Raw genomic sequence first — 20,993 nt, forward strand, 5'->3', positions numbered from 1 at the left:
AATAATAATAACCTTAACCACTTAATATGATCACCGATATAGTGCTAAGCGTCTTTAAAAAAGACCCCATCTTTAAGAGGAACATATTAAAAACAATTTCCTGGCGGGTAATTGGGTCTATAGATACGATGTTGCTGGGATGGTTTATTTCCGGAAGCTTTCATATCGGGGCAAAAATTGGACTGGCAGAACTACTGACCAAAATGATTATCTATTACCTTCATGAACGAATTTGGCAAAAAACAACTTTTGGGCTACCATCGAAAAAGGATTTGGCAAAGATCACCAAACTGGAGAACCGGCCTAATTTATTTAAACAGACAGGTAAGATAACCCGGGCCGATCGCGAAGCATCAAATAACAATAAAGCCTTTACTATCTGGCTAACAGGCTTGTCGGGATCAGGGAAATCAACATTAGCGAATAACATTGAAGAATGGATTTTCCAAAAAAAAGGAAAAGTTTACGTGCTCGATGGTGATAACACCAGGTTGGGTATCAATAGTGACCTATCTTTTACAGAAGACGACCGGACTGAAAACATACGGCGGGTGGCTGAAATATGTCATTTATTTAATGATGCCGGCATTATCGTTATCGCTTCATTTATATCTCCTTTCCTGGCCGACCGGGAAACGGCTAAAAAAATCATTAACAAGGATAGTTTTATTGAGATCTATTTAGACGCCAGCCTGGAAGTTTGTCAAAAAAGAGACGCAAAAGGCCTTTATAAACTCGCATTGGAGGGGAAGATCAAAAACTTCACTGGCATTAGCAGCCCTTATGAGCCCCCGGTTAAGCCCGATATCTATTTAAATACAGATCAGGCATCTGTTGAAGACTGCATGGTTACCATCAAAAACCACCTGACAAATAAAATGTATTTCCAAACATATGACGATACGGTACAGTTACCTATTTCATAGAAAATAAAAGATCCCCCTCTATCAAATTCAAAACAACCGCTTAAAAATTACCCGGCTGAATAGGCTTACCATTTACTTTCAAGGTACTGGGTAAGGATGTCCAGATCCTTTGCTATCGGAACGGTCATTGAGCGAATGGATCTCCAGTTTTTTGATTGCGCTTCCCATATATGACGGTTCCGCATAGTAAGGTCGAAGTTTTTGGGCAGCATCCCCTGCCCCATCATGATCACATCAAACGCGTCAAGCCCAAAAATATCATCCTTAATTGATCCCTCAATCATTCTTCTTAAGCTTTTGTCCGAACTGCCCAGCAAGCCCGTTTCGTAATACAGGTCAATCATCCATTGTATATTGCTCACATCGGTTTCTTCCCGGCAATCTTTCCAAAATGGCGTATCAAATTTCTTGTTGTATTTGAAATGCAGGGCTAAAAAATCGCGCAGATAATCCCAGTGCCCGTTCATATCGTCGTTAATACGTTTCCTTAGGGTAACTGATTTTTTAAGATTATTAAAATTATAGGCAAGCACCTTTGCCTCCTTAATAATCATATGGATGCCGGTTGATTCAAGGGGCTCAACAAAAGCAAACGAATTGCCAATTGCAAACACGTTACCAATGCACATTTCGCGGTGCCGGCCCGCCCTGAATTTTACGGTACCGCCCGTTGCTATGCCCGGATTTTTGGCCTTAAGCTCCTCCAGGGCCTGATCAACCGAACAATGTGCCGATGAAAACACATAACCGCGATGGTCTTCGCCGCGTATAGGCGTATTCCAGCTCCAGCCATGATTCATAGATTCGGCATAGGTATAGGGTTTAACTTTCTCTACATCTTTTATACAACCGACTACCGCTGTATCGGTAAATAAACAGTTGCTATACGGAACAAACGGCGAGCCGAGTATCTTTTCGAGTAAAAGCGACCGGAAACCAGTACAATCTACATAAAAATCATATTCGTGGCGCGTGCCGTCTTCAGCAATAACTGCCTGCAAACCTTCCGCATCGGTTTTCCTTTCCGCGTCAACAATCAACAAGTCTTTATAAATAATGCCGGCTTCATCAGCTTTTTGTTTCAGATAGCCTACAAATGCCTGGTTTTCGATATGAAGGGCGTAAAACAGATCGTCAGAAAGTGTGGAATACCGCTCATTACCTTGCTGGTCTTTTGCAGAAACAACAAATGAAGAATCGTTATCCATTAAAGTAGCGGTTAACGACGACTGGTTGATATTTCCGGTGGCAGCGAAGGCGCTTTTTAAATCTAACTGGCCAAATGGGTAATTAAAGTAATAATCTCCGGGTAAGCCCCAAAAAAACTTAATCCCAAGCTTCCAGGTTGGTTTTACCTTATCGTAAAACTCGTGCGGAGAAAACCCTAACGACTCAAACAAAAAGCGTCTTATTTCAGGCGTTGTCGCCTCGCCTACACCAATAATGGGTATTTTAGATGATTCGATCAGCGTTACGGGCAAGCCCGGATAAGTTTGCTTCAGCAACAGTGCTGCCAGGTAGCCGGCCGTTCCACCGCCTATAACAGCTACATTATTGTATTCATCTTCTTTCACCCCAGGCGTTTTACCATTAAAAGCCCGGTCTACAATCTGATCGACAGAATTTAGAAACTTGCCCAGGGATACTTTATAATCAATCAATTTATCCGATGTATTTTCCTTTACACTGTTTTCAAATACCGGATAAATGTATTTTGATTTGGGACGGCTGTTTACCCGCTGCTTAAAATCGTACACGTATATATGATCAACCAGCTTTAACCTCTGCGCGGGGTCATCATCGCGAATGATCTTTATTTCATTCAGCAATATGGCAAAGGCACTATAAAATGTAGGCAAGTGCTGTTCCAACAAGGCCCCATCCAGCTTAGTGGTCATTAAATCATTTAGCGATGTTTTACTACTACCGCCCTGAACATTTTCCTGGTGCAGCTGAATAAAACACGAATCGATACCGGCACTTTTACCCGGGAAGTACGCCGGACCAACCATTAGCCGCCCTTTCCATAACGACATGGCAATGTATCTTTTACCGGTTTGTGTGCAAGCAGCGCAAATAGCTGTTATTTCACCAAACGAGATATCCTGCAGGGGTAAAATCAGCAATGCATCATCTGGCGCCTGCTTTATCTGGCTAATTGGAAGCGCGGTACAATTTAACCAGCTAATATTACTAAACTGCGCATACAAGAAATCGCTAAGCAAATCTCCGGCCTGCCGGGATATCAGTGTAATGTTATATGGTTTCATTTACTATTTCTAAAAATCCGGCCGAAATAAATTCCTTAACCAGCGCCAGTTTACCATCGGCGGTAGCAAGTCCCTTTATATCGGCTATTACAAAGGGATCATCTTGTAAAAAAAGTGTTTTATCTATAAACGGAGGCACAATTAACTTTTGCCCGCCAAAACTTATGCGCAGTTCATTTCCGGCCTTTTTAACTATATGGATAAAGCCTTTCCGTTTCACAACCCGTGAATTTATGGTTAGCGTTTCCATTTGTAGTGAATTAAGTAAATACCCTTTAAAATCGAGACTTTGCTGCGAAACAAAATTTTCCTGTTGCTTTTTAAGCAGTTGAAGGTGCGGCACTTTTTTAATTAGTTCGGCTAATTTTAAGCTGAATATTTCCATATAGGCTTTTTTATCTTCGTCGCTGCTATAGCCGTGAGGCACCGTTTTACGGAAAAACATATCGTCTTGTTCTGCTATCTCGGCCAAATCCTCAATCAAATGAAATCCATAGTGCGGTTTACAGGAAAAGTTAACATGTATGGTTGATACCTCCGATGCAAATGCCTCATGCACGGTACCGCGCGGCATGTATAAAAAATCGCCCGACTGTATATCGAGTTTAAGAACAAGCTTAGGATCGTGCTTAAACTTACGGTATTTTGTAGGTAGTTCTTCGCCCGAATTGTATAGCTGCCAGGTTTTAGGCCCTTTTATTTGCATCAGGAAAATATCATGCGGATCATAATGCATGGAAAATCCCTGCGAATGCGGAGGGGTTACATAAATATTCGACTGTATCTTCAGCTGCATTTCCTGTTCAAAACAGCGGCAGGCGTTTGCCAGGCGCGGGATAGATTTTTCGGCAGAATTAATAATAATTGTAGCGCCGTTATTAAAGTATTTAAACAGTTTTTGCGGATCGACAACGGTTTTAACAGTACCGTCAATCAGTGTTTCGGCTTTGGTCCAATGATTTGGTGTAACGGCTTCTCCTTTATTCATCAGGCGGATGCCGTCGGGCAGTAGATATTGCTGACTTAACAGATCGTCAATATCCGAAGGCTGCAAAACTGAATTAAAATAGCCTGTCCCGTGCTTAAGATGCAGAAATTGCTTTTCCCAATAACTTTCAAAAAAGCCTTCAACAGCCAGAGGCGCAACAAGTAACGCAAGACCAACTGTTTCTTCCATCTGGTAAGTTTTAATATTTTTTTAACAATAAAAAATCATTAATAATGGCGGTACATTGCAAATCAACCAATTCAACATTGCGCCCAAAATGGAGCCGCCTTATAGGGATATTCATCGCAATCCGCGCAAGTTCCTCAAACTCCTGTTTCCTAAGGTCAGGAGTTATAATGTAATTTCCAAAAGTATTACTATGCAAATCAACCATTCCACCAGCATTTACCGGCTCAACAAACGGGGTATCATTATCGTTAACGGTTTCCCCTAAAATATAAATAGCCCCCAGTGGCAAAGGCGTTTCCCAAAAATGCTCCAGGATATCTGAGTACCGGCTATCCCGGTGCGAATGAACAGAAGCAAATTGCTCCTGCGGCCCCGGATGAAGAACCGCCAGTGATTTTGGCCTGAGCCTGACTTTAGGATAACCCGGGTATACGTAAAACTGATTATTGATAGTGGTTATCGCAGCAATATCATCGGCCATTACCTTGTAGCCATGCCTGGCAAGGGCTGCGGCAGTGGTTGATTTACCGCTTTTCTTTCTGCCTAAAAAAACAACAGCCATATCCTGTATCCGCACTACCGAAGCATGCAGGCACAGTATGCCGCGCAAACGTAAAACACAACCTAAAACCGCCCCTATAAAATACGAGTCCAGATTACTTGCCGGTTCATCCGCACTGTATATCATCCAAAGACGATCTTTAGCCGGAGAAATAATAACATCAAAACCGCCGTAATCAGTAACAAAACGCAATTTATGATATACACCTTCGGCAGTTTGCGCCTTAAAATAAGTAATCCTGTCCCTTGCCCTCAGGCTGTTAGTAATAACCTCGTGCCAATGCAAGGCGGCATCCGGAGTTTCGGAAATATCCGTTGTCCAGCAGGCTGACAGATCGGTAATGAGGTCTTGCTTTTCGTCTAAAACCCCTATTTTACGGGAACTATTGACAGACAATCCATAAATTTGATATTGAAAATTCATTATTAGTTCCTGAATTCGTTAAAACGTCGTAAAAATTCAATAAGGTAAATACCTTGTGGAACAAAGTCCCTGGCCGCCTTTTCAGCAAATGTGTTAAATTCGCTATCGTACAGCGGTATTGCTGCTAAAGTTTTTAATTTTTCTACATCTACAATTTTTCTCACCGGGTCAGTCGGCGAAATATTTGCTAAATAAGCTTTTGCCTGCATTGACTGATCATTGTACCGGCGGTTATAATCTGGAGAAAAGGCCCCTTTGGATATTCGCCACTGAATTTCTGGCGGCAATATCCCGTTCAGTCCAGCCCGTACCATATACCGCTCGTATCCATTCTTTATTTTCAGATCAGCTGGTGCGGATATGCAAAACTCCAGCAAGCGTTTATCCATTAAAGGGTAACGCAGTTCAACCGGACCTAAATTTGCCGTGCCCTGGGCCTTAGCTTGTTTAAGCTTAAGCAAAGCCACCTGGTTTTTGCGATGAAACGGGGATACCTCACGCGAAGCTAACTTTATTTGATCTCTTCCTGTTTCCAGTCTTTCCTTAAGCATAACGGCCAGTTCAGGCTGGATACAATGCTCCCGCGTTTTATCAAGGCCCGTGGCGCGCCCTCGCAAAGCATCAATGGCAGACCCCATAAACAAAGGCCTGATAACCTGTTGTTTAATATCCGAAAGCATAGTGCTTTCATAAATCGCGTTTCGTTTGGTTAATTCGTTCCAAAGGGTTCGCCAGCGCATTTTCATAAAAAGTTCGGCGTGAACGCCCGTCCCATAAAATGAAACACCAAACTCGCCGCCAAGGCCATCCAGTATAACATTTGAACCCAAGGCCTGTGCACCTTCTACAAAAGCTGTGTATAAATAATGCCTTGATATCAGGTTAGGGCTATGAATAACGTTTTGCAAGGCTTCCAATCCACTAAAGAAACCCTTACCAGGGGCTGTTACATAGTTAATATTAACATTAGGAAAGCTGCGAAACTGATCAATAAAATAGCGCTCATCGGTCATCTCTCCCTGATCGCCTGCAGGCAACACTGCAGAAAACACCTGAAGTTGTTTGTTTTGTTTCTCCAGAATTTTAGCAACTACACTAACAATCGACGAAGAATCGAGGCCTCCGCTTAACAGGGCGCTTACCGGTGTATTACTCCGAAGCCTATCAATTACCGATTTGGACATCACATCATAAAATGCTTCGCCAAATTCTTCTTCGTTTTTAAAAGATTGTTCTTTGCTTTCTGTCGGCACCCAGTATTTTTGCTTACGCAACCCGGTATGATCAACAATTATGGTGGTGGCAGCCTGCAGTAGTTTAACACCTTCAAACCAGCTTTCCTCCCAAAATAAATGCTTGGCCTCAATAAAAATAAGCGTGGCTATTTTATTGTAATTAATGGCGGCCGGAACCCCATCAACAGCAGTAATTACCCCGGGCGATGAAGCAAAAATAAATTTGCGCCCATCATAATAATAAAACATGCCCCGCAGCCCGAAATGATCGCTGGTACACAACAACTTTTGTTGTTTGCCATCCCATAAAGCAATTGTAAAATCGCCGAGTAAATGAGCGGGAAAAGCTTCGCCCCATTTTTGATAGGCAGCAATAACTAACCGGTAATCGCCAATTTGTAATCGCACCGTGTGCGGGATGTTTAATGCAGCACACAGTCCATCGCGGTCATCCAGCCGGATATCGCCCATTACAGTTATATCACTTTCTGCATCATAAAAAGGGAGATCTTGATTATCTGCTTCGGGAGCTATTTTAACAGACCGCTGGCTAAAAGCCAGTTGGTTGTTACGCCAGGAAACAAAAGCACTTCCAGTTTCCACCGGAAATGCTTTTTCCATTAAAGTAACTCCGTGGGTACCTGCTCCCTGTTGATTAAAAATACCGCAAAATTCTACCATCTATATGAAAGGGCTGCTCAACAAAAGAAAAAAACATAACGCCGTACTCTTAATAGTAATGATAAGGCTTTCCAATTCTCTAAAGCGTGGTCTGAATTGATTGAATGAGCTATCTAATATCGCAATAAAAACTTTGCACTCACTGATTTTTGGCTGCCACAGGCGACATATTATAAAAAAGGCAAGCCAATCTAAGCTTGCCGTAGAATATTGTAGCATGTTACCGGATCAAACCAAGTGATTATCCCGATGTACAATCAATCCATCGTGTCTCACCATCACGGCCACGATTCGGGCGAAGTTGAACCAACTCAGCTAAAGAACCATAATGCAGTACCTTAGGAGAATGGTAAACTTTTTTGGGGGTATTCAAACCTCCCGATGCAGTAGGATCTGCATCATTTAAATTAGTTAAATAATCCATAATAGGTAAACTTTAATTTGGTTTAATAGGATCGGTTTATTATTGATAATTATATACCGGATCAAAGCAAGTGATTATCCTGATGTACAATCAATCCATCTCGTCTCACCATCACGGCCACGGTCCGGACGAAGTTGAACTAACTCAACTAATGAACCATAACACTGTACTTTGGGAGAATGGTAAACTTTTTTCTGGTTATTCAAACCTCCTGCTGCAGTAGGGTTCGAATCATTAAAATTAGTCAAATTATCCATAGTAAGTAAGGCTTTAATTTGGTTTTATAAGATAGGCTATTGATATTATCGGTAACTTCCCATAAAATATTGTAGCATTGCCACCTGATCAATCAGTTGATTATCCGGATGTACAATCAATCCATCGTGTTTCACCATCACGGCCGCGGTCCGGGCGCATTTGAACCAACTCTGCTAAAGAACCATAACGCTGTACTTTTGGCGAATGGTAAGCTTTTTTGGAGTCATTCAAACCGCCTGATGTGGTAGGATCCGAATCATTTAAATTAGTCAAAATATCCATAATAAGTACGGTTTTAATGGGGGTTAATTAAGAATAGGTATTATTGGTTTAATTAGATAAAGATATAAAACTGTTTATTTATTCCAAACAGAATATTAAAATTTGAATATTTTTTATATGCAGTTTAATATTTATAACTGTAATATCTATTAAAAACCAATAATCCTAACGGTAATTTGGGGCAACAATTCATTTTACCATAGCACGATGAACGCGATTGGGGAAAATCTGTATCCGCTATTTTAAGGGGTATTTGTATGTACTACAAAATAAGGCTGCTAAATGTTTCATACAAACTAATTTTATCATCAGGCGCAAGCGGGAAACCCTCATGCTCCAGCCAGGCATGGGCCTTAAGCTTTCCTGCTTCTTTCATGGCACCAAATTTAAGCTCGGTTTTTATACCCTTACGCTTCAGCAAATACCAAAATGCTACAGAAATAGCCAGGCAATTAATTAAAGGGTGCAAATTATACATCATCAGAATCATATTCCGGTGATATTTAAGCACAGCTATTTCATTTTCGGGCGCGGTAAGTATTGGGCTAACCTTCAGTAAGCCGGTCAGTTTTTTAAAGCTGCCAATTTTTAGAAACAGCCGGATAAACAACGCCAGTGCAGCCGCCCGTAGCAGAAATAACTTATCGCGTACGGGCAGACGCCAAAACGTTGCCAGTTTTTTTAAACTAATTTTCAAACGAGATTAATTTTTCTTGCGCTAATTCTGTCAGGAGCACCGATAAATCGTATTTTAACGTTTGTTCATCTGTATCATACTCCGTTAATAACAATTGAAGTGCCATTGCTGTATCCCCGTTTTCAGACAGGATCTCCCATATTCTGGAGCCTACATCATCCAGGCCAAAATATTGTTCGCTTTCCATATTAAGTAATACGCATTCGTCATTAATTTGCTGGAAAAGCACATTATCAGAAATTTTTACGGTTTTAGGTAAGGATAAGTTTGTCATAATTTTTAATATAATTAGTATTTTGGTTGTTCACCTGCCAGTACCTTCCCCCCGGTCATTCCAATCATTAACCTGCCATCATTTTTATACCTGGCATTGGGGCCGTTTGCATCAACGTAATGAAGGAATAACTGTATCCAATGGCGGTCTTTAAACTCTTCGCGCCAATGGGGTATCTCGCAGCCTTTATAAGCCAACAAATCTCCCCTTTGTAATGATACAGGAATTTTTTCTTTTTTGCTTTGTACCCAAATAGGATAAGGTTCTTTTGCATCGTAACCCACGGTAAGGGTTGCACTGATCTCGCAAGTTGGCCTATCCACATGTTTTTTCAGGATACCACCTTTTTGATATATCCTTAATACAGAATTAGTGGGATGTAATGATAATCCGGATAGCTCCTCCATCAGGGGTTGAAGGTGCAGCAGCAGGCTCTCGCCAAATACATCTGCATAACGCCATTTTGAATTCGTAACCTGGTCGTCCAGATAGTATTTATTAAACCGTTGCATTAACGTATAGTTCTCAAACACCTGGGCAAGTGCTGGTTCCAGGGCTTGTTTAACTACACAATACCCCCGCTGCTTAAACAGGTCTATAGCTTCAGATGTAACCAACGGCGGGGCTATATTATTCATTATTATTTGTATTACGCATGGCTTGTTCTTTAAACGTGGCGACAACCCTTTTCCCTATTATGGCAAATTTATTTAATGCCAGAACGTGAATATTATAATAATTTATTGCTTTGCCAACGGCCAGCATTCTTTTTGAGAAATCGGGCACCGCTTCGGGCGATAATAAAGGCACCTCATCTGCAAGTGGTTCAATATTTTCGCGCAGGTAAACCACCGAGAGGCTAACCCGCGGCTGCACGTTCGGGCTTGACGTTGTACCCCAATGTATAACATCGCCCTCCCAGGCAAGTATGCTTCCGGGCGGCACAGGCAGGGCTTTGGTGCCTTGCAGCAATGCTTTAACCTCACGATGGCCCAGGTCCTCCATCCGCAGCCATTTGCCCAGCAATTCGTCAGAAACACGCTGTTTGGCAATAATATACATACAGCCATTATCTATGGTGGCATCACTGATAGAAAACCATACCGTAAAACGGTCGTCGCGTTCAGAAAAATCAACGTGGGGGCTCCAGCCTGCGCCGGTTTCGGGGTGTACATAATGCACCACCACATGCGGCATTGCCTTAAAACCTTCACCCAGGTGCTTTTTTAACAGGTTTACAAGCGATGGCGTACGGGTTACCTGCCAAAATTCGTCGTATACAAATGCCCATACCTCATGCCAGCCGGCTTTTCTCAGGTTTTCAACCCCCTCCAGCATATTGGCAGCAACATCAGCCGCTATTAATGGCTGATGCGTACTGAAATAACCATCCCTTTTTAGTTTTTTCAGCATATCGCCTGATTCGTCCCCACTGATCGCGTGCGATTCAAAATGATTGAACGGCTTGTTATCGCATACACTTAGCTGAGGGTTTAGCTGGCGCCAATATTCGGGCGAGCATGCTTGCTGAAAGCGCATTTCAACTTCTTCGTCCGAAAAAACCTGCTTTGCAAGCAAAGCTTTTAAGATGGATTGGCCGGCTTCTTTCTTTTCAAGTTTCATAATAGGCTAACTGTTGCGGGTTCTGTACCAGCCCTTCAGGGTTTTAAATATGTTTTAATAAATGTTGCCAGATCGGGGTTTTGCCTGAACCATCCTACGCCTACCGTTCGTTTACCCGTTTTCAGCGGGGCCAGCCTGTGCTGAAGCCCGGGGTCTATCTTAAAAATAAAGGCATCCCCGGCCTCGGTTTGTCCAAATTCCCTCAGCATTTTCTCCGAGCCCAGCTCGCGTAATTGGAAATTGGCCCCGGTATATCTGTCAGTCCCTAAATTAAGTGTCATGGCAAGCAAGCGGCTGTCGGCATTATCGCCGTGCCAGTTAATTTCGTGCCCCCCGCCTTCTTCGCTGCGGTGAATACGGCCAACAAAATTCCCTATCGGCGGGCAGCCAGTAATTTTTTCCAGCAGGGTAAACAGCTCTTTATTATTAAACATCATTTGAAATGTAAACAAAATGGTGGCATTTAGCGGTACAAATAACACCTTGCCAAATTTATTTTCATCGTCGGTTTCGTATTTGGTTTCAAACTCAATACTACTGATTTTATTGATAAAATTATCAAGCGCGTTTTTTTTGAGTAAGCCAGGCAAAAACACACAATTAGTGTTGGCATATTCCAACTGATAAGTATCCAGTTTTGATTCGTCTATATAAAAATTGGTCATTCCAGGCTTATTGCTTAAATAAAGCTGCTGGTTGATTGTCCATGAACCATCCTGCAGCAGCTGTGCGCGGATGTTGGCCTGTTGTTTTTGTAACCCGATGCTGAAGGTGGGGCGATACTTTAAAAATGTGCGTATCGCCGGGATCGCCGCAACTCACCTCCCGCAAAAACTCATCCGAATCCTTTCTCCTGATCTGGAATACCCCCCCGTTGAATTTTTCCAATCCCAAATTCATACTCACACCAATCAGCCTGTGTTTATCAATCGTATCGTCGTGCCAGTCAAGGTAATGGTTGGCGCCGGGCAGGTTCCGGTAAATGCGGGCGGTAAACCCTCTAACTGTGCCGCAACCTGTTATATCTTCCATTAAACGGAAAACTGCTGGGTTGTTTAGCAGAAAATTAACCTGATGCAAAGCTACATTGCTGCCCGCGATTGACAGATCGGCAGCAAAAAGTTTATTCTCCTCGCTATAGTGCTCATTCTCAAAAAAAGAAGCAGCCCCGGCGCTTACAGCAATTTTTTGAAAGAGTTCATCTTCAATCAAGCGCGGTAAAACAATACACTGGCGGTCTTCAAATTCATCCTTCAACGCTGTTACCAGCGCATCATCCACCCCTTGCAGGCCTTTCCGGGTCAGTTTAATCATTTATTCAAAGTTATTAATTTAAAACATTCTCCCTCAGGGGAAAATACATTTGGCACAAGCGCTTCTTTAAAGTAAAAGTTATCAATATATTTGAACAACATAACCTATATGCTGCAACAGTTTACCTTTACCGAACTCATCGTGGTGATGCTGTTAGGCACCTGGCTGCTACTAACCATCAGCTATGCTGCTTTCAACCGTTTTACGGCAAAACTTATTTATAGGTTTAATCTTTTCAATTGGGTATCGGCTTATCAGTTGTTTACAGAAACGCCCAGGGAATACCACATTTACTATCGCGATGAGTTACAGAACGGCGAAATGACTGACTGGTACCCCCTTACACTTATTCCCCGTTACAAACTATGGCATGCCCTATGGTATCCCGGTAACCTTATCCCGCAAACAATTTTATCTACTGCCGATAATTTGATGCAGAGGGTTACCTCGGCACAAGATAAAGAAAAGATCAACTTTTCAGAACGGTTCAATTACCGGGTTATACTGCATTATATTTTGCGGTTGCCTGCCCCGCAAAACCTGAAGGCCCGGCAATTTAAAATTGAAATGACGGAAAAGCTGCCCGGTAATGCCAGCAGCTTAAAGCAATTCATTTCAGACCTGCACACGCCATGATGTTTTCCCTCACCGCTCAGCAGGCCGTCATCTGGGTGATCCGGTTTATGGCCTTGTATATACTGATAGACTCGGCAGAAAAACTATCTGTTTCCCGTGAATTCAGGCAAGGTGGATTGTTTGATTGGCGCACCATCCGGCAAAACGGATATTTTAAAAAGCGTTCCGCATGGTTCCTGCAGTTTACCGATCTTATTTTTAACTATCCTTGCTGGATAGTTGTAATGGCAACACGCGGCTGCGCCGGGTTGATCCTAATTTTGGCGCCAGAGCATAATGAGTTAACTAAAATCATGTTGCTCATCGTATTCCTTACCGGATCGTTAATGAACTTACGTAATACGCCTTTCGGTGCAGAAACAGAAAACCGCTTTGCCCTGATGATTGCCGGGGCGCTGTTACTACGATGCTTTGTGCCAACTCCCTTGGTTACGCTTGCCTGCTTGTGGTTTATTGCCTTACAATCATGCCTTTCATACGTAACTGCCGGGGCCACTAAACTGTTTAATCCCGAATGGCGAAACGGAAACGGAATCTTGCATATATTTGATTCGCCCAGTTTAGTAGCAACGGAAAAAGTTGCACACTGGTTAAAGAGCCATAGCACATTTGCCAAATTACTTACCTGGGGCACCCTGGGTATGGAGTGTATTTTCCCGTTAGCGCTGGTAGGTCAGCCGCTTTTATGGCTGTTTTTGGGATGGGGTGTTTTACTTCACGCCGGTATCGCGATATTTATCAGGCTGGGGAAATTCTTTTGGATTTGGATAGCAACTTACCCCGCTATTATATTCGTAGCACATTAACTATGGAAGCCAGGCAACCTCATATCATTTTCATTCAGGGTATCATGCCGCGTAGCGGGACGCATTTCCTGTCGAACTTGTTAAGCCATCATCCCGATTGCGAAAAAAGCGCGATACCGGAGGATGGTCTTTTGGAGCGCTCGGCTATCCTGGCCAAATTTGTAAACCGTAATTATGAACGATGGTTAAGCGAAGGCGGCCTGCCCGATATACCTGCCAGGGAGTTGCTGATGGAAAGCCTGGGCGAAGGCCTGCTCACCTTTCTTCGCCGCGCATGGGAAGCGGCAGAGGCAAAGGAAGGCATCATAGCAGACCGAAAAACACCAAAATTCCTGGTGGCAAAAACGCCGCAGGTAGCTAATATCAGTAAGTTCTTCAAGTTGTTCCCCCATGAAAAATTACTTATAATTGTGAGAGACGGGCGGGCGCTGGTAGAATCGATTGACCTGTCGTTTGGTTATGGACGTGAAGAAGCCATGAGGGACTGGGCCCAGGCGGCCCGAAGAATACATGCGTTTGTACAGGCATGTCAGGAGGCTAAAACGCAATATATGGTTATCAAATTTGAAGAATTGCATACAGATACCGAACAGCAAATGCGAAAGATCCTGGCGTTTTTGGAACTGGACAGCGAAAAATACGATTTTCAAAGCGCCTTGAACATCCCGGTAGTAGGATCGTCCGTTTTTAAAGGCGGCGAAAGCGCCTTACACTGGAATCCGGTGCATAAAACCAATGAGTTTGATCCGCTGGCCAGGGCAGCAAACTGGACCCGCCGGCAACACCAGCGGTTTAACTGGCTTGCCGCTAAGGAGCTTATTCTATTCGGCTACACCCCTCTTCACTTCGCAAACGCAAATTCGGGGCTGCAACTACGCAACCGGCTGCTTGATGCCCTTTATAATACGCAATTATGGTTTCGCCGGTTTACAAAATTCATCGGATTTATAGGCGACAGGATGCGAAGGCATCTTCATACAAACGAAGCGTAACCATAATTGTAAAGCAAACATTGCAGCTATATACCGAACACACAACCAATGAAACTTCAGCCCCATACCATACTTAAACGAAGCAGCCCGATTGAACTGAATATCGAATCGGTTCATAAAATCCGGTTAACTTTTAATCATCAACAGGAATTATTTTCCAACCACGCACTGGCCATACTTGATGTTTTTGCACAGCCAGAATCGTTAAACGAAGGTTTGAAAAAGCTGTCGGCTGCCGGCACACGCGGCTGGATTGAATTAACCCTTACTATTCATAAGCTTTATCTTATCGGCGCCCTGCATATTTACGGGGAAGTACAACCGGTGGCAGATAAGCAATGGGCAAGCTTCGGCTCGGCGCCTATTCATATTGCCATGCTTAACGACAGAACCCGCACCGACCTGTTCATGCATGCGCTTAACGGCCTTGTTGGTAAAGATGATGTTGTGCTTGATATTGGTACCGGAACAGGTGTGCTGGCCATAGCCGCGGCACGCGCAGGCGCAAAAAAAGTATATGCGGTTGAAGCCGGAGGTATGGCCGACGTGGCACAGAAAACCATTGACCGTACAGAAGTAGCGCACAAAATAGAAGTGATCAGAGATTGGTCTGCAAATATCACCTTGCCCCAAAAGGCTGATGTGCTGATTAGCGAAATTATTGGTAACGATCCTTTTGGCGAGAAAGTACTGCAAACATTTATTGATGCCCGGCAGCGCCTGTTAAAGCCCGGCGCGCGCATTATTCCAAATGCTATGAAGGTTTTTGTGTTGCCAGTACAAATCCCGGTTTCGTTATTAAAAACCCAGTTGGTGCAGGCAACCGATCTGCAGAACTGGCAAAGCTGGTACCATATTGATTTTTCGGCACTTGGCGAACTGGAGGTTGACCAAACCGATTTTTTTATGATGGCCAATTACGAAAGGCTTCAGCAATTAACCCTGCATAGTCAACCTGTACTGCTTACCGAAGTGATGTTTGCCGAATTTACCGCGCTCACCATCAGTAATGAAGTTACTATAAAGGCAGCCGGACCGTTCAACGGCCTGCTCATGTATTTTGAGCTTGATTTAGGCCATACGGTTTTAAGCACCCACCCACAGATAGCCGGCCAAACCAACAGCTGGCGCACGCCGGTTTGGCATTTTCCGGAAGCTGAAAAGCTGGAGCCCGGTGATCAATGCACTGTTCATTTCAATTACAACGAATCTAAAGGTTCGCGGTTAGCTATAAGTATGGATGCAATAAAAACAGTATGAAAAGCGATGAAGCATCTTCAGCCATTGTGCTTAAACGCGGGAACCGCATTGACATAAGCATAGAATCTACTTATTCGGTTCACATTACCGTTAATCAGCACCGGCATCTTTTTTCAAACTACGCGCTGGCCATATTGGGCGCTTTTACACAGCCCCGGCCATTAAATGAGGTTTTAAAAAATCTGCCCGTAAACGGCATAGCCGATTGGATGGAAATTACCAGCACCATTGCCAAACTCCGCAAAATTGGCGCACTGACAGAACATGGCAAAACCCCGGTAACCGCAGATAAAAACCCGGAAAGCTTTGGTTCGGCACCTGTACATATTGGCATGCTGAATGACAAAATACGTACTGATGCATTTATAAATGCCATAAAGGCAACCGTAAAACCCGGGGATGTGGTACTTGATATTGGCACCGGTACCGGGATACTTGCCATAGCGGCAGCACGGGCGGGCGCCAGTAAAGTGTACGCTATTGAAGCAGGCACTATGGCCGATATTGCGGAGGAAACTATCGCCGAAACTGAAGTTGCATCCAGGATCGTATTGATAAGGGGTTGGTCGACACAGATCACCCTGCCCGAAAAAGCCGATGTGCTGGTGAGCGAGATCATCGGGAACGATCCTTTCGGCGAAAATATTTTGCAAACATTTAACGATGCCCATCGCCGGCTGCTGAAGGCCGGCGCGCGTGTCATTCCTTCGGGCATGGCACTATTTGGTTTGCCTGCCAGGATTGCGCCATCCCTGATCAAAAACCGAATTTTGCAGTCCGAAGAGCTGGATAACTGGAAAAACTGGTATGGTATTGATTTTAAGGCGCTGAATAAAACCAGCGTAAACCTAAGCCAGTCGTTTCTGCGTATCAACACCAACATCAGCACCGAAATTGAAATTTTCGATGAGCCGGTTTTATTGGCAGATGTTGATTTTAATACGATTGCTGCAACAGAAATAAAACATAAAGTAAGCGTGCAGTCGCAGCATAGCTTCAATGGATTAATGCTTTATTTTACGCTTACGCTTACCAATGCGTCACTCACAAGCAAACCACATATTGCCGGCAGGGCAAGGCACTGGCTAAACCCTGTTTGGTATATACCCGAAGCAAGTAATTTGGCACCTGGAAGCGATCTTGATATAGAATATCGATACACTCAGGGAAAAAATTCGGAAATACATGTTTTAAATAAGGATAAACCATAATGCCTTACAGTATATTTTTTATATCGATGTGCGGTATCCTGATATGGGTAACCATCGGAAAAAAGGACCTGTTTCCTTTTTCCTGGTATCCCATGTATTCGGGCGCATACCGGGCCCAACAGGTACGCGTTTTGCGTATCGCGCTACAAGATAAGGATGGGGGCATTACCTGGTGGAAAACAAAATATTACAGGTATCCTGAATTTACCGCAAGGAAACTGGATAAACTGATGCAGGCAACGGTAAACCATCAGATAGAAAGCAGTATAAATTTGCTGGGGCAAAAGCGCGTCCTGGCCGAAGTGCTTCGTTTAATAGAGCAGGAAGAAGGCTCGTTAAAAAACCATATCGCTTTCCTGCTGATAGAACGCCGTACAGATGCCTCGCTTCAGGTATCCGAAGTGGTATTAAAAACTTTTTTATTTAGTGAAATAAGGCATGGATTGGTTTGCTGATCTGTTTAAACCTTCGGGCTTAAACCACCCGGCGTTGTTCGCAAAATTATTTTGCGCGGTATTGGCTATTCAGCTTTTGTTCAGCTTTAGGGAGCAGTACCTGTACTTCCTTACCAAACCCGAAAAAATTTACGGTGCGCCGCCTAAACTATTGGGGCTATTTCGCATACCCAGGCCGGGGAAAACATTATTCCTGCTGTCGGGGTGCCTGTTATTGCTTAGTCTGTGCGCGGTAACCGCCGGTTTTTCCCCAAGGTTCTTTGTACTGATTGCCCTTCTGTCCTATTTCTTTTATTTCACGCCTATCATGTCGCTGGCTTACATTCAGCGAAAAACAAACCTGCTGCCTTTTGTATTATTGGTGCTATTGTTTTCCCCTTCAACCGGTAACTCCATTCATACGCCTGGCACAGCATGGGAACTTACGCTCATTAAAATAGCAATTGCCCAGCTTTATCTTTCGGCTGGGTTGCAAAAGATCAGGCACTCGGGTTTTACCTGGCTCAGTGGCAAAAGCTTACAGGCTTACCTGCTGGAAAACTATCTTTGGAGCGATCAAAAAGCCGCGCTTCAACTGGCCTTAAGGCCCCGGCTTTGCCTGTTTACAAGTGTATTGGTTTTACTGTTCGAACTTAGTTTTTGGATCATCATACCCATTCCGTCACTTACACTGATTTATGTAGCCGGCGGACTTCTTTTTCATATCGGCACACTTGTTACCATGCGCATCAATTACTTAAAATACTTGCTGCCGGTATATATGATATTCCTGACGGACATGATATTTAAACTGTTAACCGGAGCGGGCATATGATACCAAAACTTTCAAACGAAGTACTATTGCTTGAACTGGCTTCCCGTAAGGGCCTGATCCCAATTGCTATAACAGAAAAAGGCGAGCAGATGATATGGCAGGACCTGGAAAATTACCATTTTTACGAAGGCTTTTTTCATAAATCGCTCAGTACTTTTGCAGCCCTGAAAGGCGGTAACGTTGAACAGTTTATTACAGATGTTTCAGTACTAAAAAATCAGAGCATAGCCACCGGTTCACTTTACCCTACCGGGTTTATTTTTCATGCCGGGCGGTGCGGATCTACCACCCTGACTAAAGTGCTGGCCCGTTCAAGGCGAAACCTGGTAATTGGCGAGAGCGATCAGCTAAACCGTATATGGCAAACACTAACGCAAAACGGCGCCATCCCGCTGCTGCCCTCGGCTGATAACCTGGCTATGTACCGCGCTTTGGTATTGGCCGCGGGACGCAAACGCGTTAAAACGCACCAACGCTACTTTATTAAGTTCAGCTCGTTTAATATCCTGTTTTTTGATTTTATTCATGCCGCGTTTCCTGATGTTCCATGCATCTTTCTGAGGCGGCCTATCACCGAAATTTTAACATCCTGGCAAAAAAGATTACCAGGCTGGCTGGGTACCGATGACCCGTGGATGATGGAATTATTATCTGAAAAAGCCGGCGCCGGACTAAAAGAAATTGTCGAAGGTTTTTTCCGCACCGCATCAGCAAAGGATCAATCACTACTTAAACATATCGACTATCAAAACCTTAATACTGAAGGCCTGCCGAAGATACTGGCAGACTTTAACGTTTTCCCCGAAGCGGATGAACTGCAACTAATGGCCTCGCAGTTTCATTTTGATGCCAAAACAGAATTTAATAAAAAAAAATTCGGGGGATGATTACTCCAGTTTCTGCTTATCATACATTTTTCTGAAACGCCCGTTCAGGCTAATCAGGGTATTAAAGTCGCCACATTCAACAATTGCACCTTCGTGCATGACATAAATTTGATCGGCCAGCTTAATATTATAAAGCCTGTGCGAGATCAGCACGATCATCCTCCCCTCCGAAAAATTTTTCAGGTTAGTGAACACTTCGTGTTCTGATAAGGCATCAAGGGCACTGGTGGGCTCGTCAAGCACAACAAGTTGCGCCCCGCTATAAAATACCCGGGCCAATGCCAGCTTTTGCCATTGCCCGCCGCTTAATTGTTCGCTATGTTTAAACGTGCGGCCCAACCTTGTTTGATAACCGCCTGCCAGCTTATTAATGAAAGATTCGGCACCCGAAAGCCGGGCCGCCTGCGCAGGGTCGCTCCCCTGCCCTTCTGAAACAGAACCGAGCCTGATGTTTTCTTCTACCGTCATGAGGTATTGCCCAAAATCCTGAAACATGAAAGTAGTGTTTGCTGCAAAGCTATCCGTCGATATCTCTCCTAAGGGAACATCACCCATGGTTACGGCGCCGCTTGTTGGCTGATATAAGCGCGATAATACTTTTACCAACGTTGATTTGCCCGAGCCGTTTTCTCCAACAATGGCCACAATTGCGCCCGGTTTGCATTGTAAACTTACCTCATGAAGCACTGGATTTTCGGTACCGGGATAGGTAAAAGACAATTTGTTAACCGTTAGCCCATCGTTTGTTTTGGGGAAAGGCTGGCCGCCGGAAGGTATAGATTGCACCGGGATATCCAGAAACCCAAACAAATCGCCCAGGAAAAGCCGCTGCTCAAACAATTGTACCAGCGATTGCAGCAAACTTTTAGCCGTACTTTGCAGGCGCTGAAAACCACTGAGATAAATAACAAAAACACCGGCGCTTATTGCCCCCATCCAGGCGCTTTTTGCAAGCATCCCAAAAATCATGGCTACAATTACTATCTCGCAGGTTTCAACCAATAAACTATAGCGCATCAGCTTTACATGCAAGCCGTGCTTTTTTTGGTAAATAGTATTACGAATGGCACCGAATTTAGCGATAAATGAAGCCCCGTATTTAAACGTTCGGACCTCTTTCGAATACCCCTGCCCGGTTAATACCTGGTATAAATAGTTTGCTTCCCGTTCCAGCGGAGCAAAATCGCGCTCGGCCGCGTACATTTTATGTGCGTAATACCATTTAACAAATGCCAGCGGAAGCGAAAGGCAGATAAACAGCACCGCATACAGCCAGGACATGGAGATAAATAAGCTGGCCAGGAAAAAAAGCGATAAGAAATTTAACAGCAAAGCATTAAATATCCCCAATAATACGGTAGCGCGATAAAGCGACTGCTGCTGGGCCAGGTGCAGCGTATCATAATAAGCCGGGTTTTCGTAATATTCCAGGTTAACATTTATGGCCTTATTAAGCACCATTGCCGACATTTTATCCGTCAGTTTTTGCTGAAACATGGCCGTAATATAGGCAGATATCTGGCTGGTCAGCACAATAAGCAATTGCACTATGCTAAAACCTATAATAGTTGGCACAATTTCGGTAAACGCCACCTTGTTACCCTTCAACACCTGCTCTACCAGTAAACGGATAAAATACAGCGATACCACCGGAAGCAGTGCCTGGCAAATAGTTGTAATAATTGTGTAAGTAGTAAGCCGCGGGCTACTGTTTACCACCAATAGCAGTGCGCGCCGAAGATCGTTTTTTAAACTGCTGAGTTTAGTTTTCCGGCTTTTCATTATT

22 protein-coding genes are annotated in these 20,993 nt (G+C 43.8%); 9 read left to right on the forward strand and 13 right to left on the reverse strand.

Going from position 1 to position 20,993, the window contains the following annotated elements; all coding sequences use genetic code 11:
• The first annotated feature begins 26 nt into the window (after nt 1-26).
• Nucleotides 27-926, forward strand: a complete 900-nt coding sequence (gene cysC, locus AC07M6_RS10450) for an adenylyl-sulfate kinase (RefSeq protein ID WP_494889105.1) — start codon at nt 27-29, stop codon at nt 924-926.
• A 65-nt stretch (nt 927-991) separates the two neighbouring features.
• Here the strand turns inward: cysC and AC07M6_RS10455 are convergent, their stop codons facing one another.
• From AC07M6_RS10455 to AC07M6_RS10510, 12 genes are all read right to left on the reverse strand, one after another.
• The gene (locus AC07M6_RS10455; RefSeq protein ID WP_494889107.1) at nt 992-3,196 is read right to left on the reverse strand and encodes a tryptophan halogenase family protein; all 2,205 of its coding nucleotides are present in this window, start codon (nt 3,194-3,196) and stop codon (nt 992-994) included.
• Nucleotides 3,183-4,373 carry a cupin domain-containing protein gene (locus tag AC07M6_RS10460; RefSeq protein WP_494889109.1) on the reverse strand — a complete coding sequence of 397 codons (1,191 nt, stop codon included), beginning with the start codon at nt 4,371-4,373 and terminating at the stop codon, nt 3,183-3,185. The genes AC07M6_RS10455 and AC07M6_RS10460 overlap by 14 nt, the downstream gene beginning before the upstream one ends.
• Before the next feature lie 10 nt (nt 4,374-4,383).
• A complete protein-coding gene (locus tag AC07M6_RS10465; protein ID WP_494889111.1) occupies nt 4,384-5,358 on the reverse strand; it encodes a hypothetical protein in 975 nt (324 codons plus the stop codon).
• A gap of 2 nt (nt 5,359-5,360) precedes the next feature.
• Entirely contained in the window at nt 5,361-7,214 is a 1,854-nt protein-coding gene (locus tag AC07M6_RS10470; protein WP_494889113.1) for an asparagine synthase-related protein, read from the reverse strand.
• A gap of 301 nt (nt 7,215-7,515) precedes the next feature.
• Nucleotides 7,516-7,698: a hypothetical protein gene (locus tag AC07M6_RS10475; RefSeq protein WP_494889115.1), complete on the reverse strand. Its 183-nt coding sequence runs from the start codon at nt 7,696-7,698 to the stop codon at nt 7,516-7,518.
• Between the two features lie 357 nt (nt 7,699-8,055).
• Nucleotides 8,056-8,238 carry a hypothetical protein gene (locus tag AC07M6_RS10480; protein ID WP_494889117.1) on the reverse strand — a complete coding sequence of 61 codons (183 nt, stop codon included), beginning with the start codon at nt 8,236-8,238 and terminating at the stop codon, nt 8,056-8,058.
• A gap of 262 nt (nt 8,239-8,500) precedes the next feature.
• Complete coding sequence (locus AC07M6_RS10485) at nt 8,501-8,935, reverse strand: lasso peptide biosynthesis B2 protein (RefSeq protein WP_494889119.1); 435 nt, start codon at nt 8,933-8,935, stop codon at nt 8,501-8,503.
• Complete coding sequence (locus AC07M6_RS10490) at nt 8,925-9,209, reverse strand: PqqD family protein (protein ID WP_494889121.1); 285 nt, start codon at nt 9,207-9,209, stop codon at nt 8,925-8,927. The genes AC07M6_RS10485 and AC07M6_RS10490 overlap by 11 nt, the downstream gene beginning before the upstream one ends.
• A gap of 14 nt (nt 9,210-9,223) precedes the next feature.
• Nucleotides 9,224-9,847 (reverse strand): hypothetical protein, encoded by a 624-nt coding sequence (locus AC07M6_RS10495; RefSeq protein ID WP_494889123.1) that lies wholly within the window; start codon nt 9,845-9,847, stop codon nt 9,224-9,226.
• Nucleotides 9,840-10,832, reverse strand: a complete 993-nt coding sequence (locus AC07M6_RS10500) for a phytanoyl-CoA dioxygenase family protein (protein ID WP_494889124.1) — start codon at nt 10,830-10,832, stop codon at nt 9,840-9,842. The genes AC07M6_RS10495 and AC07M6_RS10500 overlap by 8 nt, the downstream gene beginning before the upstream one ends.
• A gap of 35 nt (nt 10,833-10,867) precedes the next feature.
• Nucleotides 10,868-11,497, reverse strand: coding sequence for a hypothetical protein (locus AC07M6_RS10505; RefSeq protein WP_494889125.1), 630 nt, complete (start codon nt 11,495-11,497; stop codon nt 10,868-10,870).
• A 7-nt stretch (nt 11,498-11,504) separates the two neighbouring features.
• Entirely contained in the window at nt 11,505-12,146 is a 642-nt protein-coding gene (locus AC07M6_RS10510; protein WP_494889126.1) for a 2OG-Fe(II) oxygenase, read from the reverse strand.
• A 90-nt stretch (nt 12,147-12,236) separates the two neighbouring features.
• On the opposite strand from AC07M6_RS10510, the gene AC07M6_RS10515 reads away from it, so the two are divergent.
• The 8 genes from AC07M6_RS10515 to AC07M6_RS10550 are packed head-to-tail and all read left to right on the forward strand — an operon-like array spanning nt 12,237 to nt 19,207.
• On the forward strand, nt 12,237-12,782 hold the full coding sequence (locus AC07M6_RS10515) for a hypothetical protein (RefSeq protein WP_494889127.1): 546 nt from the start codon (nt 12,237-12,239) through the stop codon (nt 12,780-12,782).
• Nucleotides 12,779-13,588, forward strand: coding sequence for an HTTM domain-containing protein (locus tag AC07M6_RS10520; protein ID WP_494889129.1), 810 nt, complete (start codon nt 12,779-12,781; stop codon nt 13,586-13,588). The genes AC07M6_RS10515 and AC07M6_RS10520 overlap by 4 nt, the downstream gene beginning before the upstream one ends.
• Before the next feature lie 2 nt (nt 13,589-13,590).
• The gene (locus AC07M6_RS10525; RefSeq protein ID WP_494889131.1) at nt 13,591-14,580 is read left to right on the forward strand and encodes a sulfotransferase family protein; all 990 of its coding nucleotides are present in this window, start codon (nt 13,591-13,593) and stop codon (nt 14,578-14,580) included.
• 48 nt (nt 14,581-14,628) lie between these two features.
• Entirely contained in the window at nt 14,629-15,840 is a 1,212-nt protein-coding gene (locus AC07M6_RS10530) for a 50S ribosomal protein L11 methyltransferase (protein ID WP_494889132.1), read from the forward strand.
• The gene (locus AC07M6_RS10535) at nt 15,837-17,051 is read left to right on the forward strand and encodes a 50S ribosomal protein L11 methyltransferase (protein WP_494889133.1); all 1,215 of its coding nucleotides are present in this window, start codon (nt 15,837-15,839) and stop codon (nt 17,049-17,051) included. Before AC07M6_RS10530 ends, AC07M6_RS10535 begins: the two co-directional genes overlap by 4 nt.
• A complete protein-coding gene (locus tag AC07M6_RS10540; protein WP_494889135.1) occupies nt 17,051-17,506 on the forward strand; it encodes a hypothetical protein in 456 nt (151 codons plus the stop codon). Before AC07M6_RS10535 ends, AC07M6_RS10540 begins: the two co-directional genes overlap by 1 nt.
• Complete coding sequence (locus tag AC07M6_RS10545; RefSeq protein WP_494889137.1) at nt 17,490-18,320, forward strand: hypothetical protein; 831 nt, start codon at nt 17,490-17,492, stop codon at nt 18,318-18,320. Before AC07M6_RS10540 ends, AC07M6_RS10545 begins: the two co-directional genes overlap by 17 nt.
• On the forward strand, nt 18,317-19,207 hold the full coding sequence (locus tag AC07M6_RS10550; protein WP_494889139.1) for a hypothetical protein: 891 nt from the start codon (nt 18,317-18,319) through the stop codon (nt 19,205-19,207). Before AC07M6_RS10545 ends, AC07M6_RS10550 begins: the two co-directional genes overlap by 4 nt.
• Here AC07M6_RS10550 and AC07M6_RS10555 read toward each other — a convergent pair whose 3' ends face one another.
• A complete protein-coding gene (locus AC07M6_RS10555) occupies nt 19,208-20,989 on the reverse strand; it encodes an ABC transporter ATP-binding protein (protein ID WP_494889141.1) in 1,782 nt (593 codons plus the stop codon).
• Between the last annotated feature and the right edge of the window lie 4 nt (nt 20,990-20,993).

The sequence above is a fragment of the Mucilaginibacter sp. GW821-FHT07H05 genome (genome assembly GCF_059418485.1).

What these genes read in the sequence shown, in the direction of transcription:
- cysC (WP_494889105.1), top strand. Translation starts at nt 27, where the DNA reads ATGATCACCGATATAGTGCTAAGCGTCTTTAAAAAAGACCCCATCTTT.
- AC07M6_RS10455 (WP_494889107.1), bottom strand. Translation starts at nt 3,196, where the DNA reads ATGAAACCATATAACATTACACTGATATCCCGGCAGGCCGGAGATTTG.
- AC07M6_RS10460 (WP_494889109.1), bottom strand. Translation starts at nt 4,373, where the DNA reads ATGGAAGAAACAGTTGGTCTTGCGTTACTTGTTGCGCCTCTGGCTGTT.
- AC07M6_RS10465 (WP_494889111.1), bottom strand. Translation starts at nt 5,358, where the DNA reads ATGAATTTTCAATATCAAATTTATGGATTGTCTGTCAATAGTTCCCGT.
- AC07M6_RS10470 (WP_494889113.1), bottom strand. Translation starts at nt 7,214, where the DNA reads ATGGAAAAAGCATTTCCGGTGGAAACTGGAAGTGCTTTTGTTTCCTGG.
- AC07M6_RS10475 (WP_494889115.1), bottom strand. Translation starts at nt 7,698, where the DNA reads ATGGATTATTTAACTAATTTAAATGATGCAGATCCTACTGCATCGGGA.
- AC07M6_RS10480 (WP_494889117.1), bottom strand. Translation starts at nt 8,238, where the DNA reads ATGGATATTTTGACTAATTTAAATGATTCGGATCCTACCACATCAGGC.
- AC07M6_RS10490 (WP_494889121.1), bottom strand. Translation starts at nt 9,209, where the DNA reads ATGACAAACTTATCCTTACCTAAAACCGTAAAAATTTCTGATAATGTG.
- AC07M6_RS10495 (WP_494889123.1), bottom strand. Translation starts at nt 9,847, where the DNA reads ATGAATAATATAGCCCCGCCGTTGGTTACATCTGAAGCTATAGACCTG.
- AC07M6_RS10500 (WP_494889124.1), bottom strand. Translation starts at nt 10,832, where the DNA reads ATGAAACTTGAAAAGAAAGAAGCCGGCCAATCCATCTTAAAAGCTTTG.
- AC07M6_RS10505 (WP_494889125.1), bottom strand. Translation starts at nt 11,497, where the DNA reads ATGACCAATTTTTATATAGACGAATCAAAACTGGATACTTATCAGTTG.
- AC07M6_RS10510 (WP_494889126.1), bottom strand. Translation starts at nt 12,146, where the DNA reads ATGATTAAACTGACCCGGAAAGGCCTGCAAGGGGTGGATGATGCGCTG.
- AC07M6_RS10520 (WP_494889129.1), top strand. Translation starts at nt 12,779, where the DNA reads ATGATGTTTTCCCTCACCGCTCAGCAGGCCGTCATCTGGGTGATCCGG.
- AC07M6_RS10525 (WP_494889131.1), top strand. Translation starts at nt 13,591, where the DNA reads ATGGAAGCCAGGCAACCTCATATCATTTTCATTCAGGGTATCATGCCG.
- AC07M6_RS10530 (WP_494889132.1), top strand. Translation starts at nt 14,629, where the DNA reads ATGAAACTTCAGCCCCATACCATACTTAAACGAAGCAGCCCGATTGAA.
- AC07M6_RS10535 (WP_494889133.1), top strand. Translation starts at nt 15,837, where the DNA reads ATGAAAAGCGATGAAGCATCTTCAGCCATTGTGCTTAAACGCGGGAAC.
- AC07M6_RS10540 (WP_494889135.1), top strand. Translation starts at nt 17,051, where the DNA reads ATGCCTTACAGTATATTTTTTATATCGATGTGCGGTATCCTGATATGG.
- AC07M6_RS10545 (WP_494889137.1), top strand. Translation starts at nt 17,490, where the DNA reads ATGGATTGGTTTGCTGATCTGTTTAAACCTTCGGGCTTAAACCACCCG.
- AC07M6_RS10550 (WP_494889139.1), top strand. Translation starts at nt 18,317, where the DNA reads ATGATACCAAAACTTTCAAACGAAGTACTATTGCTTGAACTGGCTTCC.
- AC07M6_RS10555 (WP_494889141.1), bottom strand. Translation starts at nt 20,989, where the DNA reads ATGAAAAGCCGGAAAACTAAACTCAGCAGTTTAAAAAACGATCTTCGG.